At 64.0% G+C, this 14346-nt stretch carries 26 protein-coding genes and 1 pseudogene; all 27 read right to left on the bottom strand.

Annotation, left to right across the window (positions count from 1 at the left end; translation table 11 throughout):
- Positions 1–24: 24 nt before the first annotated feature.
- Positions 25–1062 carry a DNA-directed RNA polymerase subunit alpha gene (locus AB4Z37_RS31745; protein WP_441520657.1) on the bottom strand — a complete coding sequence of 346 codons (1038 nt, stop codon included), beginning with the start codon at positions 1060–1062 and terminating at the stop codon, positions 25–27.
- Between the two features lie 89 nt (positions 1063–1151).
- Entirely contained in the window at positions 1152–1541 is a 390-nt protein-coding gene (rpsK, locus tag AB4Z37_RS31740) for a 30S ribosomal protein S11 (protein WP_006021048.1), read from the bottom strand.
- A 112-nt stretch (positions 1542–1653) separates the two neighbouring features.
- Entirely contained in the window at positions 1654–2022 is a 369-nt protein-coding gene (gene rpsM / locus AB4Z37_RS31735; protein ID WP_441520656.1) for a 30S ribosomal protein S13, read from the bottom strand.
- 156 nt (positions 2023–2178) lie between these two features.
- The gene (locus AB4Z37_RS31730) at positions 2179–3150 is read right to left on the bottom strand and encodes an adenylate kinase (protein WP_441520655.1); all 972 of its coding nucleotides are present in this window, start codon (positions 3148–3150) and stop codon (positions 2179–2181) included.
- Positions 3147–4478, bottom strand: a complete 1332-nt coding sequence (gene secY / locus AB4Z37_RS31725) for a preprotein translocase subunit SecY (RefSeq protein WP_441520654.1) — start codon at positions 4476–4478, stop codon at positions 3147–3149. The genes AB4Z37_RS31730 and secY overlap by 4 nt, the downstream gene beginning before the upstream one ends.
- 117 nt (positions 4479–4595) lie before the next feature.
- Positions 4596–5084, bottom strand: a complete 489-nt coding sequence (gene rplO / locus AB4Z37_RS31720; protein ID WP_441520653.1) for a 50S ribosomal protein L15 — start codon at positions 5082–5084, stop codon at positions 4596–4598.
- 12 nt (positions 5085–5096) lie between these two features.
- Positions 5097–5285, bottom strand: a complete 189-nt coding sequence (gene rpmD, locus AB4Z37_RS31715) for a 50S ribosomal protein L30 (RefSeq protein WP_211964738.1) — start codon at positions 5283–5285, stop codon at positions 5097–5099.
- Positions 5286–5315: 30 nt separating this feature from the next.
- The gene (rpsE, locus tag AB4Z37_RS31710; RefSeq protein ID WP_211964736.1) at positions 5316–5891 is read right to left on the bottom strand and encodes a 30S ribosomal protein S5; all 576 of its coding nucleotides are present in this window, start codon (positions 5889–5891) and stop codon (positions 5316–5318) included.
- 50 nt (positions 5892–5941) lie between these two features.
- The gene (rplR, locus tag AB4Z37_RS31705) at positions 5942–6304 is read right to left on the bottom strand and encodes a 50S ribosomal protein L18 (RefSeq protein ID WP_441520652.1); all 363 of its coding nucleotides are present in this window, start codon (positions 6302–6304) and stop codon (positions 5942–5944) included.
- Positions 6305–6315: 11 nt separating this feature from the next.
- Complete coding sequence (gene rplF / locus AB4Z37_RS31700; RefSeq protein ID WP_441520651.1) at positions 6316–6849, bottom strand: 50S ribosomal protein L6; 534 nt, start codon at positions 6847–6849, stop codon at positions 6316–6318.
- An 18-nt stretch (positions 6850–6867) separates the two neighbouring features.
- Complete coding sequence (rpsH, locus tag AB4Z37_RS31695) at positions 6868–7266, bottom strand: 30S ribosomal protein S8 (protein WP_211964729.1); 399 nt, start codon at positions 7264–7266, stop codon at positions 6868–6870.
- A gap of 12 nt (positions 7267–7278) precedes the next feature.
- Entirely contained in the window at positions 7279–7584 is a 306-nt protein-coding gene (gene rpsN / locus AB4Z37_RS31690; protein WP_441520650.1) for a 30S ribosomal protein S14, read from the bottom strand.
- 45 nt (positions 7585–7629) lie between these two features.
- Complete coding sequence (rplE, locus tag AB4Z37_RS31685; RefSeq protein ID WP_441520649.1) at positions 7630–8187, bottom strand: 50S ribosomal protein L5; 558 nt, start codon at positions 8185–8187, stop codon at positions 7630–7632.
- Positions 8180–8494 (bottom strand): 50S ribosomal protein L24, encoded by a 315-nt coding sequence (gene rplX / locus AB4Z37_RS31680; protein ID WP_211964722.1) that lies wholly within the window; start codon positions 8492–8494, stop codon positions 8180–8182. The genes rplE and rplX overlap by 8 nt, the downstream gene beginning before the upstream one ends.
- The gene (gene rplN / locus AB4Z37_RS31675; RefSeq protein WP_012562844.1) at positions 8494–8862 is read right to left on the bottom strand and encodes a 50S ribosomal protein L14; all 369 of its coding nucleotides are present in this window, start codon (positions 8860–8862) and stop codon (positions 8494–8496) included. The genes rplX and rplN overlap by 1 nt, the downstream gene beginning before the upstream one ends.
- Before the next feature lie 39 nt (positions 8863–8901).
- Positions 8902–9147 carry a 30S ribosomal protein S17 gene (gene rpsQ, locus AB4Z37_RS31670; protein ID WP_441520648.1) on the bottom strand — a complete coding sequence of 82 codons (246 nt, stop codon included), beginning with the start codon at positions 9145–9147 and terminating at the stop codon, positions 8902–8904.
- Between the two features lie 10 nt (positions 9148–9157).
- Complete coding sequence (gene rpmC / locus AB4Z37_RS31665) at positions 9158–9364, bottom strand: 50S ribosomal protein L29 (protein WP_441520647.1); 207 nt, start codon at positions 9362–9364, stop codon at positions 9158–9160.
- A 10-nt stretch (positions 9365–9374) separates the two neighbouring features.
- Positions 9375–9788, bottom strand: a complete 414-nt coding sequence (gene rplP, locus AB4Z37_RS31660; RefSeq protein ID WP_441520646.1) for a 50S ribosomal protein L16 — start codon at positions 9786–9788, stop codon at positions 9375–9377.
- A 39-nt stretch (positions 9789–9827) separates the two neighbouring features.
- The gene (gene rpsC, locus AB4Z37_RS31655) at positions 9828–10529 is read right to left on the bottom strand and encodes a 30S ribosomal protein S3 (protein WP_441520645.1); all 702 of its coding nucleotides are present in this window, start codon (positions 10527–10529) and stop codon (positions 9828–9830) included.
- A 21-nt stretch (positions 10530–10550) separates the two neighbouring features.
- Positions 10551–10931, bottom strand: a complete 381-nt coding sequence (gene rplV, locus AB4Z37_RS31650) for a 50S ribosomal protein L22 (RefSeq protein ID WP_441520644.1) — start codon at positions 10929–10931, stop codon at positions 10551–10553.
- Positions 10932–10941: 10 nt separating this feature from the next.
- On the bottom strand, positions 10942–11220 hold the full coding sequence (gene rpsS, locus AB4Z37_RS31645) for a 30S ribosomal protein S19 (protein WP_008963465.1): 279 nt from the start codon (positions 11218–11220) through the stop codon (positions 10942–10944).
- 12 nt (positions 11221–11232) lie between these two features.
- Positions 11233–12066 (bottom strand): 50S ribosomal protein L2, encoded by an 834-nt coding sequence (gene rplB / locus AB4Z37_RS31640; RefSeq protein ID WP_441520643.1) that lies wholly within the window; start codon positions 12064–12066, stop codon positions 11233–11235.
- 12 nt (positions 12067–12078) lie between these two features.
- Positions 12079–12375, bottom strand: coding sequence for a 50S ribosomal protein L23 (locus AB4Z37_RS31635; RefSeq protein WP_441520642.1), 297 nt, complete (start codon positions 12373–12375; stop codon positions 12079–12081).
- Positions 12372–12992, bottom strand: a complete 621-nt coding sequence (gene rplD / locus AB4Z37_RS31630) for a 50S ribosomal protein L4 (RefSeq protein ID WP_441520641.1) — start codon at positions 12990–12992, stop codon at positions 12372–12374. The genes AB4Z37_RS31635 and rplD overlap by 4 nt, the downstream gene beginning before the upstream one ends.
- A 1-nt stretch (position 12993) precedes the next feature.
- Positions 12994–13719 carry a 50S ribosomal protein L3 gene (gene rplC, locus AB4Z37_RS31625; RefSeq protein WP_441520640.1) on the bottom strand — a complete coding sequence of 242 codons (726 nt, stop codon included), beginning with the start codon at positions 13717–13719 and terminating at the stop codon, positions 12994–12996.
- Positions 13720–13763: 44 nt separating this feature from the next.
- Entirely contained in the window at positions 13764–14072 is a 309-nt protein-coding gene (rpsJ, locus tag AB4Z37_RS31620; RefSeq protein ID WP_002712302.1) for a 30S ribosomal protein S10, read from the bottom strand.
- Positions 14073–14199: 127 nt separating this feature from the next.
- Positions 14200–14346 (bottom strand): annotated as a pseudogene (gene tuf / locus AB4Z37_RS31615) (elongation factor Tu); the annotation flags it as partial.

Raw genomic sequence — 14346 nt, 5'->3', positions numbered from 1 at the left:
GCGGACGCGTCCCCGGAGGTCGGATCAGTAGTGGTCCTCGAAGCGCTTGGCCAGCTCGTCGATGTTCTCCGGCGGCCAGCCCGGCACTTCCATGCCGAGATGCAGACCCATCTGGGCCAGCACTTCCTTGATCTCGTTCAGCGACTTGCGACCGAAGTTCGGGGTGCGGAGCATTTCCGCTTCCGACTTCTGCACGAGGTCGCCGATGTAGACGATGTTGTCGTTCTTCAGGCAGTTGGCGGAGCGCACCGACAGCTCGAGCTCGTCCACCTTCTTGAGGAAGGCCGGGTTGAACGCCAGGTCCGGAATGACCTCGGCGGCCACTTCCTTGCGCGGCTCCTCGAAGTTGACGAAGACGTTGAGCTGGTCCTGCAGGATGCGCGCGGCATAGGCCAGCGCGTCGTCCGGCGTGATCGCGCCGTTGGTCTCGATGGTCATCGTCAGCTTGTCGTAGTCGAGAATCTGGCCCTCACGGGTGTTCTCGACCTTGTACGACACCTTCTTGACCGGCGAGTACAGGCTGTCGATCGGGATCAGGCCAATCGGCGCGTCCTCGGGACGATTACGCTCGGCGGCGACATAGCCCTTGCCGGAGTTGACCGTGAACTCCATGCGGATCTCGGCGCCATCGTCCAGCGTGCAGAGCGGATGGTCGGGGTTCAGCACGACGATATCGCCGACGGTCTGGATGTCGCCGGCGGTCACTGCGCCGGGGCCCTGCTTCTTGACCACCATGCGCTTGGGACCCTCACCCTGCATCTTCAGGGAGATGTCCTTCACGTTCAGCACGATGTCGGTCACGTCCTCGCGCACGCCGGCGATCGAGGAGAACTCGTGCAGCACGCCGTCGATATGCACCGACTGCACGGCAGCGCCCTGCAGCGACGACAGCAGGATGCGGCGCAGCGCGTTGCCGAGCGTCTGGCCAAAGCCGCGCTCGAGAGGCTCGGCGACCACGGTCGCGATCCGCGACGCATCAGCGCCCGGCGTCACGTTCAACTTGTTCGGTCGAATAAGCTCTTGCCAATTTTTCTGGATCGTCACTGTTTTCACCCATGCCATTCAGAGACTGGCGTTGGAGATCGCGGATCTGTCCGCGCAACAAACGTCTCAAAAAGCGGGCGGACGGCCATGCCGCCCGCCGCCAGACATCACACGCGGCGGCGCTTGCGCGGGCGGCAGCCGTTGTGCGGGATCGTGGTCACGTCGCGGATCGAGGTGACGGTGAAGCCCGCAGCCTGCAGCGCGCGCAGCGCCGACTCGCGGCCAGAACCGGGACCAGCAACCTCGACCTCGAGGGTGCGCATGCCGTGTTCCTGCGCCTTCTTGGAGACGTCCTCGGCCGCAACCTGCGCCGCATACGGCGTCGACTTGCGCGAGCCCTTGAAGCCCATCGTGCCGGCCGACGACCAGGCAATGGTGTTGCCCTGCGCATCGGTGATGGTGATGGTGGTGTTGTTGAACGACGAGTTCACATGCGCAATGCCGGACGCAATGTTCTTGCGTTCACGACGGCGGACGCGGGTGGCTTCTTTACCCATCTCTTCTTCCTTCAAGCGCATCCGTGATGCCGGATGCTGGGGAATTTTCAAACTATTGATCCGGCCACGCGGTACGCGTGGCCGGTGCGAAACGGCTGGCGATGCCTGCCGATTACTTCTTCTTGCCGGCGATCGCCTTGGCCGGGCCCTTGCGGGTGCGCGCGTTGGTGTGCGTGCGCTGGCCACGAACCGGCAGGCCGCGGCGATGACGCAGGCCACGATAGCAGCCGAGGTCCATCAGGCGCTTGATGTTGATGCCGACTTCGCGGCGCAGGTCGCCCTCGACGAGATAGTCGCGGTCGATCACTTCGCGGATCTGCAGGACTTCCTGGTCGGAGAGCTGCGAGACGCGGCGGTCAACCGGGATCTTCACCTTCTCCAGGATATCGGCAGCATTCTTCTGGCCGATGCCATGGATGTACTGGAGCGCGATCAGCACGCGCTTGTTGGTCGGGATATTGACGCCGGCGATACGGGCCACGGTCTTCACTCCTGTTACCGACCTGCTGTGGTCGGCTTTGTTAGTCTGTGTCGGGCGGTGTTTACAAACGCAAACACGACGCCCTCCCCTGGATGAACCTTGGGGCCCGGCATCGTTCGAAACGTATCCGACTGGATGCGGGCCTTATTAATGGACTCAACCTCGTTTCGTCAACCGCTTCGCAGCCTTGACGCGCTGTTTCGAGGCCTTTTTTGCCACTTTCCGGGTGGCGGAACCCCGCCCCCGGACCGCGGCTTTGACCGTCTTGCGGGCACTCCCGCGCGCGGCCTTGGCTTTGGTTCCTTTCCGGCCGGCCTTTGCCGCCGCCTTGCGGGGGGCAGCCTTGGCCTTCCTGGCAGCCCCGGCGCGGGCCTTAGCGGCTTTCTTGACAGCCTTCTTGGTAGCTTTCTTGGCAGCCTTTTTGGCCGCCTTCTTCACGGTCTTGGCGGCTTTTTTCGCAGCCTTCTTGACCGGACGCTTGGCCGCGACCTTCCTGGTGCCCGACGCCTTGCGTCCAGCAGCCTTGCCGCGCTTCTCGGTGCCGACAACCGCCGCCAGCACCCGGGTAATCTCCTTGGTCACTTCGTCGATCGACATCATGCCGTCGATTGTCAGAAGCGCCCGATGCTCGGAATAGTAGTGCACCAGCGGCTCGGTCTGGGCCCGGTAAGCCGCGAGCCGCTTCGACAGCACCTCGGGGGTGTCGTCCACCCGGACGGTCTCACCGCGGGCCGTCATCTCGGCCACCCGCGCCTCGACGCGCTGCAGCAACGCACTTTCGTTGACCCGCAGCTCGACCACGGCGTCGAGCTTGAGGCCCCGCTCCTTGAGGAGCTCGTCCAGCGCCTCGGCCTGCGGCACGGTGCGCGGGAAACCATCCAGAATGAAACCCTTCGCGGCATCCGGCTCGGCGATGCGGTCCGCGATAATGCCGACCACGACGTCATCGGGGACAAGGCCCCCGTTCGCCATGATGTCCTTGGCCTTGAGGCCAATCGGCGTACCCGCCGCAACCGCGGCACGCAGCATTTCACCGGTGGACAGTGGCACGATCCCGTAGCGGTCAACGAGAAGCTTTGCCTGCGTTCCCTTGCCTGCCCCCGGTGGCCCGAGAAGGATAAGTCTCATCGACGACGGCCCCTCAGTTTCGACTTCTTGATTAGCCCTTCATACTGGTGCGCCAGCAGGTACCCCTGGACCTGGGCCACCGTATCCATCGTCACGCTGACCACGATCAGCAGCGACGTGCCGCCGAAGTAGAACGGCACCGATGCGTAGGAAATCAGGATTTCCGGGATCAGACAGACGATCGCGAGATAGATAGCGCCGAGCACCGTGATTCGCGACAGCACATAGTCGATGTACTCGGCGGTGCGCTCACCCGGACGGATGCCGGGAATGAAGCCGCCGTGCTTCTTGAGGTTGTCGGCGGTCTCGGTCGGGTTGAACACGATCGCGGTGTAAAAGAACGCGAAGAACACGATCAGCGCCAGATACAGCACCAAGAACAGCGGACGACCGTGGCCGAGCTGGGTGGTGAGCCACTGAAACCACTCCGGCCCCTTGCCGGCATTGAAGTTCGCGACCGTCGTCGGCAGCAGCAGCAGCGACGAGGCGAAGATCGGCGGAATGACGCCCGAGGTGTTGAGCTTGAGCGGCAGGTGCGAGGTCTGGCCCTCGAACATCTTGTTGCCGACCTGGCGCTTCGGATACTGGATCAGCAGCCGGCGCTGGGCGCGCTCCATGAACACGATGAACGCGATCACGGCGACCGCCATCACGATGATCAGCAGGATGATGCCCGTCGACAGCGCGCCCTGGCGGCCGAGCTCGAGCGTGCCGGCGATCGCCGACGGCAGCTCGGCGACGATGCCGGACAGGATGATCAGCGAGATGCCGTTGCCGATGCCGCGCGAAGTGATCTGCTCACCGAGCCACATCAGGAACATGGTGCCGCCCGACAGCGTGATCGCGGTCGAGATGCGGAAGAACATGCCGGGCTCGCTGACGACGTTGCCGGCGCCCTCGAGACCCACCGCAATGCCGTAGGACTGGAACGCGGCAAGCAGCACCGTGAGGTAGCGCGTATACTGGTTGAGCGTCTTGCGGCCGGCCTCACCCTCCTTCTTGAGGGCCTCCAGCTGCGGCGACACGGTGGTCAGCAGCTGGATGATGATCGAGGCCGAGATGTACGGCATGATGTTCAGCGCGAAGATCGCCATGCGGTGGATGCCGCCGCCGGCGAACATGTTGAACATGCCGAGAATGCCGCCCTGCTGGGTGCGGAACACCTGCTCCCAGATGCCGGGATCGATGCCGGGCAGCGGAATGTAGGTGCCCAGCCGATAAACAAGCAGCGCACCCAGGGTGAACCAGATGCGCTTCTTCAGTTCGTCGGCCTTGGCGAGCGCCGAAAAGTTCAGATTGGCTGCGAGTTGTTCCGCTGCGGAGACCATCAGACCCGGTCCTTTTCAATTGTCACGACCGGGTGATTGCCCGGCCGTCCTCGTCCTGGAATTTCATCCCAAGAAGTAAAGACGGGGATGCCCGGCACAAGGCCGGGCATGACCAAATCACGAAGCCTTTTCGGCTTCGGCTTCCTTAGGGGCCAGGATCTTGACCGATCCGCCAGCCTTCTCGACCGCTTCAACGGCCGACTTCGACGCACCGTGGACCTCGACGGTGATCTTGGCCTTGATCGCGCCGCGGCCGAGCAGACGCACGCCGTCGCGCGAGCGGCGCAGCACGCCCGCTTCCACCAGCGCCGCAGCGTCGATGGTCTTGTTGGCGTCGAGCTTGCCGGCATCGATCGCGTCCTGGACGCGATCGAGGTTCACCTCGGTCAGGTCCAGCGCGAAGATGTTGTTGAAGCCACGCTTCGGCAGGCGGCGATGCAGCGGCATCTGGCCGCCCTCGAAGCCCTTGATGCGCACGCCGGTACGCGCGGTCTGACCCTTGCCGCCGCGGCCGCTGGTCTTGCCCTTGCCGGAGCCGATGCCACGGCCCAGCCGCATGCGCTTCTTGCGCGAGCCGGGGTTATCGGCGAGATCGCTGAGCTTCATCGCCCTGTCTCCTTACTTCTCGTCGACGACGCGAACGAGGTGATTCACTTTCGCGATCATGCCACGCACCGCAGGGGTATCCTGCAGCTCGCTGGTACGACCGATCTTGTTGAGACCGAGGCCGACCAGCGTCGCCCGCTGCGACTGCTCGCGGCGGATGGGGCTCGCGGTCTGCTCGATCTTGATGGTCTTGGCAGCCATTGTGCTCACTCCGATCAATAAGCGCGCGGCTTAGTCCGCAGCCGCTTCGGCGTCGCCGCCGATGCGGCGCGACTGCACCACGGACACCTTGAGGCTGCGACGCGAGGCCACCGAACGCGGCGAGTCCTGGCGCTTCAGCGCGTTGAAGGTGGCGCGCACCATGTTGTAGGGGTTGGACGAGCCGATCGACTTCGCCACCACGTCCTGCACGCCGAGGCTCTCGAACACGGCGCGCATCGGACCGCCGGCGATGATGCCGGTGCCGGGAGGGGCCGCGCGGAGATAGACCTTGCCCGCGCCATGACGGCCGGCAATGTCGTGATGCAGCGTGCGGCCTTCGCGCAGCGGCACCCGCGTCAGGTTACGCTTGGCTGAATCGGTCGCCTTGCGGATCGCCTCGGGAACTTCGCGCGCCTTGCCGTGGCCGAAACCGACCCGGCCCTTCTGGTCGCCGATGACGACCAGCGCCGCGAAACCGAAGCGCTTGCCGCCCTTCACGACCTTGGCGACACGGTTGATGTGCACGAGCTTGTCGACAAACTCGCTGTCGCGCTCCTCGCGCTCCCTGTTCCGTTCGCGGCCGCCGCGTTCGCGTTCACCTGCCATGGTGCTGTCCAATCCTTGAGAGGCCCGTCGCCTCAATCCTGTTCAAAAGCTTAGAAACTCAGACCGCCTTCACGCGCCGCATCCGCGAGCGCCTTGACGCGGCCGTGGTAGAGGTACTGGCCACGGTCGAAGATCACTTCCTTGACGCCGTTCTTGACGGCGCGCTCGGCGACCAGCTTGCCGACTGCCGAAGCCGCAGCAATGTCGGCACCGGTGTTGCCGGCGTCGCGCAGCGACTTCTCGAGCGACGAGGCCGACGCCAGCGTCTCGCCCTTCTGATCGTCGATGATCTGGGCGTAGATGTGCTTCGACGAACGGAACACCGACAGGCGCGGGCGGCCGAACGCCGCACGGCGGACCTGGCCCCTCACCCGGTTCTTGCGTCGGGCATTCGTAATATTGAGTTTCGACATGACCCGCTCCGTTACTTCTTCTTGCCTTCCTTGCGGAAGATGAATTCGCCGGCGTACTTCACGCCCTTGCCCTTGTAGGGCTCCGGCTTGCGGTAATCGCGGATCTCCGCGGCGACCTGGCCAACGCGCTGGATGTCGTTGCCGACGATGACGATCTCGGTCGGCTTCGGCGTGGTGATCGCGATGCCTTCCGGGATCGGATACAGCACGTCGTGGCTGTAGCCGAGCGCGAGTTGCAGGTTCTTGCCCTGCACCGCGGCGCGGTAACCGACGCCGACGATCTCGAGCTTCTTCTCGAAGCCCTTGGTGACGCCCTCGACCAGGTTCGCGACCTGCGCACGGGCGGTGCCGTACAGCGAACGCGCACGCTTGGTCTCGAACCGCGGATCGACCTTGATCACACCGTTCTCGAACTTCACCGACACGTCGTCGTGGACGACGAACTGAAGCTGACCCTTGGGCCCCTTCATCTTGACGGTCTGACCGTCCACGGTCGCGGTCACGCCCGACGGCACCGGGACTGGTCGCTTGCCAACGCGGGACATGGCTCTACCCTTCCTGAATTAGAACACCGTGAAGAGAACTTCGCCGCCCACGTTCGCGTCGCGCGCGTCGTGGTCAGCCATGATTCCCTTCGGCGTGGAAAGCACTGAAATGCCGAGGCCGTTGTTGACGCGCGGCAGGTTCTTCACCGAGGCATAGACGCGGCGACCGGGCTTGGACACCCGCTCGATCTCGCGGATCACCGGCTCGCCGTCGAAATACTTCAGCTCGATCTCGAGCTCGCTGCGGCCCGACGGATGCTCGACGCTGGTGAAGCCACGGATGTAGCCTTCGCTCTTCAGCACTTCGAGCACGTTGGCGCGCATCTTCGAGCCGGGGGTCGAAACCTTCGACTTGCTGCGCAGCTGGGCGTTGCGGATACGGGTGATCAGATCGCTGATCGGATCGTGCGTGGACATCTGCGACCCTCCTTACCAGCTCGACTTGACGAGGCCCGGAACCAGGCCCTTGGAGCCGAGCTCGCGCAGCGCGATGCGGCTCAGCTTGTTCTTGCGATAGACCGAGCGCGGACGACCGGTGACTTCGCAACGGTTGCGAATGCGGGTCGCCGACGAATTGCGCGGCATCTCGGCGAGCTTCAGCGTCGCAGAGAAACGCTCCTCGAGCGGCTTTTCCTTGTCGGCGATGATCGCCTTCAGCCGGGCGCGCTTGGCGGCGGCATTCTTCGTCATCCGCCGGCGCCGGTTGTTCTTTTCAATCGAACTCTTCTTCGCCATATCAGGCTCCTGAATTTCCGCGTTTGAGATCCTGGTAATCAGGTCTCACTGCCGGAAAGGGAAATTGAACGCGTTCAGCAACGCACGCGCCTCGTCATCGGTCTTCGCAGTGGTGCAGACCGTGATATCCATGCCCCAGGTCTCGCCGGACTTGTCGTAGTCGATTTCCGGGAAGATCAGGTGCTCCTTGATGCCGAGCGAATAGTTGCCACGGCCGTCGAAGCTCTTCGGGTTGAGACCACGGAAGTCGCGCACGCGCGGCAGCGCGATGTTCACCAGACGGTCGATGAACTCGTACATGCGCGCCTTGCGCAGCGTGACCTTGGCACCGATCGGCTGGTTCTCGCGCAGCTTGAACGTCGAAATCGCCATGCGCGACTTGGTGACGATCGGCTTCTGGCCGGCGATCAGCGCGAGGTCGGCAGCAGCGAGCTCGACCTTCTTACGGTCGTTGACGGCCTCGCCGACGCCCATGTTGAGCACGACCTTGCTGAGGCTCGGCACCTGCATGACGTTGGCGTAGCCGAACTGCTCGGTCAGCTTGGCGCGGATTTCGCGGTCGTATTGCGCGCGCAGGCGCGGCACGTAAGCGGTCTCAGCCATCGATCTCAGCTCCCGTGCGCTTGGCGACGCGCACCTTCTTGCCGTCCGCGAGGACCTTGAAGCCGACGCGGGTCGGCTTGCCGTCCTTGGCGACGAGCGCGATGTTGGACAGGTGGATCGGCGCCTCCTTGGAGATGATGCCGCCTTCCTGCGTCTGGCTCTGCTTCTGGTGGCGCTTCACGAGGTTGACGCCGCGCACCAGCGCGCGGTCCTCGCTCGGACGCACCTCGAACACCTCGCCGGTGCGACCCTTGTCGCGGCCCGACAGCACGATGACCTTGTCACCCTTCCGGATCTTGGCAGCCATCACAGCACCTCCGGCGCGAGCGAAATGATCTTCATGTGGTTCTTGGCGCGCAGCTCGCGCGGCACCGGTCCGAAGATACGGGTGCCGACCGGCTCCGACTGGTTGTTGACCAGCACGGCGGCGTTACGGTCGAAGCGGATGACCGAGCCGTCGGCGCGGCGGATATCCTTCGCCACGCGCACGACGACCGCCTTCATGACGTCGCCCTTCTTCACCTTGCCACGCGGAATGGCTTCCTTGACGGACACGACGATAATGTCGCCGACGGTCGCGTAGCGGCGCTTGGAACCACCAAGCACCTTGATACACATGACACGGCGCGCGCCTGAATTATCGGCCACGTCGAGGTTGGTCTGCATCTGGATCATTGATGCACCTCGTCCTCTTCTCTATGCGCGGAACTGCGCTTAAGCTGTTTTCTTCTCGCCCTGGACGACTGTCCAGCGCTTCAACTTCGAAATCGGCTTGCTCTCTTCGATCCACACCTGGTCGCCGATCGAGAACTGGTTGTTCTCATCATGGGCGTGGTAGTTCTTGGAGCGCCGGATCGTCTTCTTGTAGATCGGATGGGTGAAGCGGCGGTCAACGCGCACCACAACCGTCTTGTCTTGCTTGTTGCTGACGACGACGCCCTGCAGAGTTCGTTTCGGCATCTTCGGCCCCTTACTTCGTCTTCGCGCGCTTCTGCGCGGCGATGGTCTTGACGCGAGCGATGTCGCGGCGGGCCTCGCGCAGGCGCGAGGTATTCTCAAGCTGACCGGTAGCGCGCTGGAAGCGCAGATTGAAGCGCTCCTTCTTCAGCTTGACGATCTCGTCGTCCATCTGGTCGAGGCTCATTGCGCGGACGTCGGCGGGTTTCAGTTCGGCCATGGCTAGATCCTCACTCCGCGATGCGCGCAACGAAGCGCGTCTTGATCGGCAGCTTGGCGGCGGCCAGCGTCAGCGCTTCACGCGCCGTCTGGTTGGTGACGCCATCGATCTCGAACAGGATACGACCCGGCTTGACGCGGGCGACCCACAATTCCGGCGAACCCTTGCCCGAGCCCATGCGCACTTCGGCGGGCTTCTTCGACACGGGAAGATCCGGGAAAACGCGGATCCAGACGCGGCCGACGCGCTTCATGTGGCGCGTCAGGGCGCGGCGGGCCGCCTCGATCTGACGGGCGGTGACCCGCTCCGGCTCCATCGCCTTCAGGCCGAACTGGCCGAAAGCCAGGGTCGCGCCGGACGACGCGACGCCGTGGATGCGGCCCTTGTGCGCCTTGCGAAACTTCGTGCGCTTTGGTTGCAACATGGTCTTGTTCCTGGCTTACGCCTTCATGCCTTATTCAAATCAGGCCGCATCGCGACGCGAACGCGGCGCGCTCTCGCCTTCGGCCGCACGCTTGTCCTGGGCCATCGGATCGTGCTCGAGGATCTCACCCTTGAAGATCCAGACCTTCACGCCGCAGGTACCGAACGTGGTGAAGGCGGTCGCGACGCCGTAGTCGACGTCGGCGCGCAGCGTATGCAGCGGCACGCGGCCCTCGCGGTACCACTCCATGCGGGCGATTTCCGCACCGCCGAGACGGCCCGAGCAGTTGATACGGATGCCTTCGGCACCAAGGCGCATCGCCGACTGCACGGCGCGCTTCATGGCGCGGCGGAACGCAACGCGGCGCTCGAGCTGCTGGGCGATCGACTCGGCGACCAGGGTCGCGTCGAGCTCGGGCTTGCGGATCTCGACGATATTGAGAACCACGTCCGACTCGGTGATCTCCGCGATCTTCTTGCGCAGCTTGTCGATGTCGGCGCCCTTCTTGCCGATCACCACGCCCGGGCGAGCCGAGTGGATGGTGACGCGGCACTTCTTGTGCGGACGCTCGATCACGATGCGCGCGACCGCAGCCTGCTTCAGCTCCTTGTGCAGGAGCTCGCGGATGCGGACGTCCTCGTGCAGCAGCTTGCCGTACTCGGCCTTGTTGGCGAACCAGCGCGAGTCCCAGGTACGGTTGATGCCGAGACGCAGCCCGATCGGATTGATCTTCTGACCCATCGTTTTCTCCTGCGCCTTCGATTAAGCGCTCGCCTCGACCTGACGAACCACAATCGTCAGCTGCGAGAACGGTTTGAACACACGTCCCGAACGGCCGCGGCCGCGCGGAGCGAAACGCTTCATCACAATGCCCTTGCCGACATGCGCCTGGGCGACGATGAGATCGTCGACCTCGAGGTCATGGTTGTTCTCGGCGTTCGCGATCGCCGATTCCAGGCACTTCTTGACGTCGCCCGAGATCCGCTTACGCGAGAACTGCAGGTCGGCGAGCGCAGACGACACCTTCTTGCCGCGGATCATCGCCGCAACGAGATTGAGCTTCTGCGGGCTCACCCGCAGCATCCGGGCGACCGCCTTGGCCTCGTTATCGGGGAGGCTCCGTTCGCGCTTTGGTTTGCTCATGACCTAATCCTCAAGCCTTCTTGGCTTTCTTGTCGCCCGAATGGCCATGGAAGGTCCGGGTCGGCGAGAACTCGCCGAACTTGTGACCGACCATTTCCTCGTTCACGGCGACCGGAACGTGCTTCTGACCGTTGTACACGCCGAACGTCAGACCGACGAACTGCGGCAGGATCGTCGAGCGGCGGCTCCAGATCTTGATGACATCGTGACGACCGGACGCCCGGGCCGCATCTGCCTTCTTGAGCAGCGATGCCTCGACGAACGGGCCTTTCCAGACGGAACGAACCATGGCGTGCGATCCTTACTTCTTCCGCTTGTGGCGGCTGGCGAGAATGAATCTCGCGGTTGACTTGTTCTTGCGGGTCTTCTTGCCCTTGGTCGGGAAGCCCCACGGGGTCACCGGATGACGGCCACCCGAGGTGCGGCCTTCACCGCCGCCGTGCGGGTGATCGATCGGGTTCATCGCGACGCCGCGGTTGTGCGGGCGACGGCCGAGCCAACGGGTCCGACCGGCCTTGCCGATCGAGATGTTCATGTGGTCCGGGTTGGACACCGCGCCGATCGTGCCGGTGCAGCGGCCATGAACCAGGCGCTGCTCGCCCGAATTCAGGCGCATGATGACGTAGTCCTGATCACGGCCGACGATCTGGGCATAGGTGCCCGCCGAACGCGCGATCTGGCCACCCTTGCCGATCTTGAGCTCGATGTTGTGAACGATGGTACCGACCGGCATGTTGCCGAGCGGCATGACATTGCCCGGCTTCACGTCGACGTAGTTGCCCGCGATCACGGTGTCGCCGACCGCCAGGCGCTGCGGCGCCAGGATGTAGGCCTGCTCGCCGTCCTGATACTTGATCAGGGCGATGAAGGCGGTGCGGTTCGGGTCGTACTCGAGACGCTCGACCACCGCCGGCACGTCCAGCTTGGCGCGCTTGAAGTCGACGATGCGGTAGCTCTGCTTGTGGCCACCGCCGCGGAAGCGCACGGTGATCCGGCCGGTGGCATTGCGGCCGCCGGAGGAGTGCTTGCCTTCGGTCAGGGTCTTGACCGGCTTGCCCTTGTAGAGGGCGGAACGATCGACCATGACCAGCTGGCGCTGGCCCGGCGTCGTGGGGTTGAATTTCTTCAGTGCCATCGTCGTACCGCCTTACAGTCCGGTCGTAACGTCGATGCGGTGGCCCTCTTCCAGGGTCACGACCGCGCGCTTGGAGTCCGACTGCGTGCCGAACGAGCCGCGGAAGACCTTGGTCTTGCCCTTGCGCACGATCGTATTCACGCTCTTGACCTTGACGTCGAACAGCTTCTCGACCGCTTCCTTGATCTGCGGCTTGGTCGCCTTCGTCGCCACCTTGAACACAACCTTGTTGTGCTCGGAGACGGTGGTCGCCTTCTCGGTGATGACCGGGGCGACGATCACATCATAGTGCTTCGCATCAATCGTCATTTGAAGCGCGCCTCCAGCGCATCGACTGCGGCCTTGGTCAGCACCAGCTTCTGACGGCGCAGAATGTCGTAGACGTTGATGCCCTGGATCGGCAGCACGTCGATGTTTGGAATGTTGCGCGCAGCCGCCGCGAACCCGGTGTTCACCTCGGCGCCGTCGATGATCAGCGCGCTGGTCAGGCCGAGACCCGAGAAGTGACCGCTGAGCACCTTGGTCTTGGCGTCCTTGAGCTCGGCGCTGTCGAGCACGATCAGGCCGCCGTCCTTGGCCTTGGCCGACAGGGCATGCCTGAGCGCCAGCGCGCGCACCTTCTTGGGCAGGTCGAACGCATGGCTGCGCACGACCGGACCGAAGGCACGGCCACCGCCGCGGAACTGCGGCACGCGGGCCGAACCGTGACGGGCGCCGCCGGTGCCCTTCTGCTTGTACATCTTCTTGCCGGTGCGCCAGACTTCGGCGCGCCCCTTGGTCTTGTGGGTACCGGCCTGGCGCTTGGCGAGCTGCCAGGTGATGCAGCGCTGGATCAGATCGGTGCGCGGCTCGAGACCGAAGATCTCGTCCGACAGCTGCACCGAACCGGCAGCCTTACCCTCGAGCGTGGTGACGTTCAGTTCCATGTCACACGCCCTCCTTCTCGGCTGCCGCTTCCGCAGGAGCAGCCTCACCATTGATCACCTTGAACTTGCCGGGCTTCGGCGCGTCCTTCGGCAGCGGCTTCTTCACGGCGTCACGCACCGTGATCCAGCCGCCCTTCGAACCGGGCACCGCGCCTTCGACCAGCACGAGACCGCGCGCAACGTCGGTCTGGACGACGCGCAGGTTCAGCGTGGTGATGCGATCGACGCCCATGTGGCCGGGCATCTTCTTGTTCTTGAAGGTCTTGCCCGGGTCCTGACGGCCACCGGTCGAACCGATCGAACGGTGCGAGATCGACACACCGTGCGTGGCGCGCAGACCGCCGAAATTCCAGCGCTTCATACCGCCGGCGAAGCCCTTACCGACCGAGGTGCCGGTGACGTCGACGAACTGGCCGACGACGAAGTGATCGGCCTGGATCTCGGCGCCGACCGGGAGCAGCGCGTCCTCGGACACGCGGAACTCGGCGACCTTGCGCTTCGGCTCGACCTTGGCGGCGGCGAACTGGCCGCGCTCCGCCTTCGGCAGGTACACGGTCTTGCGTGCGCCGGAGCCGAGCTGCAGCGCCACGTAGCCGTTCTTGTCCTTGGTGCGGTGGCCGAGCACCTGACAGTTGCTCAACTTCAGCACAGTCACGGGGATGTGCTCGCCGGTCTCCGTAAAGACCCGCGTCATCCCGACCTTCTGAGCGATCACTCCGGAACGCATTGGCGTTCTTCCTATCTCTTCGTCCGAACGAATGGACTTTGAACTTACAGCTTGATTTCGACGTCAACGCCGGCGGCGAGGTCGAGCTTCATCAGCGCATCGACGGTCTGCGGCGTCGGATCGACGATGTCGAGCAGGCGCTTGTGGGTGCGCATCTCGAACTGCTCGCGGCTCTTCTTGTCGACGTGCGGCGAACGGTTGACGGTGAACTTCTCGATGCGGGTCGGCAGCGGGATCGGCCCACGCACCTGGGCGCCGGTCCGCTTCGCCGTATTCACGATCTCGCGGGTCGACGTATCGAGAATACGATGGTCGAACGCTTTGAGACGGATGCGGATATTTTGGCCGTTCATTGCCGTTGTCTCTCTTTTTGTCATCGCCCGGTCAGAGCGATCCAGTAATTCGTCAGTCGTGATACGTAACCCGCGACCTCGCGGATTACTGGGCGCCCCGCCTCGCGGCGGGGCGCGACAGGATTGCTTACTCGATGATCGAGGCGACGACGCCCGAGCCGACGGTGCGGCCGCCTTCGCGGATCGCGAAGCGCAGCTTCTCTTCCATCGCGATCGGCACGATCAGGTGCACTTCCATCGCGATGTTGTCGCCCGGCATCACCATCTCGGTGCC

This window comes from Bradyrhizobium sp. 2TAF24 (assembly GCF_052115025.1).
Taxonomy (GTDB): domain Bacteria; phylum Pseudomonadota; class Alphaproteobacteria; order Rhizobiales; family Xanthobacteraceae; genus Bradyrhizobium_A.
The sequence above is the reverse complement of the archived record's forward strand: the minus strand, read 5'-3'. Positions and strand labels throughout refer to the sequence as shown.